At 66.8% G+C, this 2,705-nt stretch carries 1 protein-coding gene and 1 pseudogene; both read left to right on the top strand.

Features of this window, described 5'->3' with window-relative positions; genetic code table 11:
* Window positions 1–254 precede the first annotated feature (254 nt).
* Window positions 255–1,808: pseudogene (gene istA / locus OEB96_RS00505) on the top strand (IS21 family transposase); the annotation flags it as partial.
* The gene (gene istB / locus OEB96_RS00500) at window positions 1,720–2,595 is read left to right on the top strand and encodes an IS21-like element helper ATPase IstB (protein ID WP_323137309.1); all 876 of its coding nucleotides are present in this window, start codon (window positions 1,720–1,722) and stop codon (window positions 2,593–2,595) included. The pseudogene istA and the gene istB, both read left to right, overlap by 89 nt.
* The last annotated feature ends 110 nt before the right edge of the window (window positions 2,596–2,705 follow it).

Below are 2,705 nucleotides of genomic sequence, written 5' to 3'. Positions count from 1 at the left end.
TGCGAATTCCGACGCGATCTGGGCACCCGTTCCGGCCGAACCTGGGCGCCTGTTCCGACGCACCTGGGCACGCATTCCGGAGCACCTGGGCGCCCGTTCCGACGCATCCGGGCACGGGTTCCGGAGCACCTGGGCGCCCGTTCCGGAGCATCCGGGCACGGGTTCCGGGGCACCTGGGCAGGCCTTCGAGCGGGTAGCGCTCGGGGTCGTGGCGACCGCGTGAGTGGCGTGGCCTTCGGCGACATCGTCGCCGGATGCAGCGGCACTCCATGAGACGCATCCGAGAAGTCCTCCGCCTGAGGTTCGAGCTGTCGCGGACGCACCGCGAGATCTCGACGGCCACCCGCCTCTCGAAGGGAGCGGTGCACGAGTACCTGCGTCGCGCGCTCGAGCGCGGTGTAACGTGGGAGCTCGCGCGCGAGCTGACCGACGTCGAGCTCGAGGCGCGGCTGTTCACCAGGCCCGACACCACGCTGCCCGTCGAGCGCGTCCCCATCGACCTCGACTGGGTGCATCGAGAGATGCGCAAGAAGGCGATGACGCTGCAGCTCCTGTGGGTCGAGTACCGCGACGCTGCGCGGCACGACGAGAAGACCCGCAAGCCGTACCAGTACAGCCAGTTCTGCGCGCTGTACCGAGAGTTCCGTGGGCGCGTCGACGTGGTGATGCGGCAGGATCATCGCGCGGGTGAGAAGGCGTTCGTCGACTACTCCGGGCTGCAACCCAAGATCGTCGATCGCAAGACCGGCGAGGTCATCGAGGTCGAGCTCTACGTCGCCGTGCTCGGCGCGAGCAACTACACCTACGCCGAGGCCACGCTTTCGCAGGAGCGCGACGTGTTCATCGCCTCGACCGCGCGCGCCTTCGAGTACTTCGGTGGTGTCCCCGAGATCACCGTGCCCGATCAGCTGCGCAGCGCGGTGTCGGGTCCCGAGCGCATCGACCCCGAGATCAACCCGGTCTTCGCCGAGTTCGCCGTGCACTACGGCACCGCCGTGATCCCGGCCCGCCCTCGCAAGCCTAAGGACAAGGCCAAGGTCGAGGTCGGCGTTCAGATCGCACAGCGATGGATCCTCATGCGACTGCGCAAGGTCACCTTCTTCTCGCTCGAGGATCTCAACGAGGCCATCGCCGAGCAGCTCGAGATCCTCAACTCGGCACGGTTTCGCAAGCTCGATGGTTGCCGACGCTCGTTGTTCGAGCAGACCGACAAGCTCGCGCTGCGTCCACTGCCGAGCCGACGCTTCGAGCCCTCGACGTGGAAGAAGGCGACGGTGCACATCGACTACCACGTCGAGTACGACCACCACTACTACAGCGCTCCGTATGCGTTGGTGGGCGCCAAGCTCTGGGTGCGCGCCACCGTCTCGACCGTTGAGCTCATGCTCGATGGGCAGCGCGTGGCGAGCCATGCTCGCAGCTACGGACCCAAGGGCACCTACGTCACCGAGCCCGCGCATCGACCCAAGGCCCACCAGCGCTACGGGGCGTGGCCACCCGAGCGCATCATCGCGTGGGCGTCGGAGATCGGACCCCACGCCGGCGAGATCGTCGCGCAGATCATGAAGAACCGACCGCACCCCGAGCAGGGCTTTCGGTCGTGCCTCGCGCTCATCAGCGACGTCAAGCGCTACTCCCACGAGCGGGTCGAGGCCGCGTGCCGGCGAGCGCTCGAGCACGGCTCGCCCACGCGACGCAGCGTGATCTCGATCCTCCGCAATGGTCTGGACCGCATGCCCCCGGACGACCAGGACCAGCAAGCTCTCGCGCCCGTCGACCACGACAACATCCGTGGCGGCGACTACTACGCAACCGGGCCCACGGCCCATCACCACGAGAACGACGAAGAACATGATCGACACACAGACCCACGACAAGCTGATGGCCATGAAACTGACCGCTATGGCCGAGGCCTTCCTCGAGCTGCAGAAGGAGGCGCCGAGCCACCAACGGAGCTTCGCGGAGAAGCTCGGCTACATGGTCGACCAGGAGTGGACGGCGAGGGAGAACCGCCGCCTCTCGCGGCTGCTGCGAGCGGCGAAGCTGACCAGTGACGCGTCCCTCGAGGACGTGTGGACGACCCCCGGCCGCGGCGTCGCCAAGGCCACGATCCGCGAGCTCGCAACGTGCAAGTGGATCGAGCATCATCACAACGTGATCTGCGTCGGCAAGACCGGCTGCGGCAAGAGCTACATCTCCGCCGCCCTGGCTCAAGCCGCGTGTCGTCGTGGATACGGCACGCTCTACTCACGCGTGCCTCGACTCGTGGAGGAGATTGCCATTGCACGCGCCGATGGCTCGTACCCGCGACTGCTCGCTCGCCTGGCCAAGCTGCAGGTGCTCGTGCTCGACGACTTCCTGCTCGCGCCCCTCAAGGACACCGAGCGCCGCGACCTGCTCGAGATCCTCGAAGATCGATATGATCACTCCTCGACGGTCATCGCCAGCCAGCTCCCCACCGACAAGTGGCACGCCGCCCTCGGCGACCCGACGATCGCCGACGCCATCTGCGACCGCGTCGTGCACAATGCTCACGTCCTCATCCTCGAAGGCCAGTCCGGCCGCAAGCGCAAGGGGCTCAACACCAACACCTGACCATGTCAACCCACCCACTCACGCTGGTCGCTTCGCTCCCGTTGCCCAGGTGCTTCGGAACGCTTGCCCAGGTCCACCGGTCCAACTGCCCAGATGCTCCGGAATACGCA

This window comes from Paraliomyxa miuraensis (genome assembly GCF_026337845.1).
Classification (GTDB): domain Bacteria; phylum Myxococcota_A; class Polyangia; order Nannocystales; family Nannocystaceae; genus Paraliomyxa; species Paraliomyxa miuraensis.
Note: the sequence above shows the minus strand (reverse complement) of the source record. Positions and strands in the feature narration are given on the sequence as shown.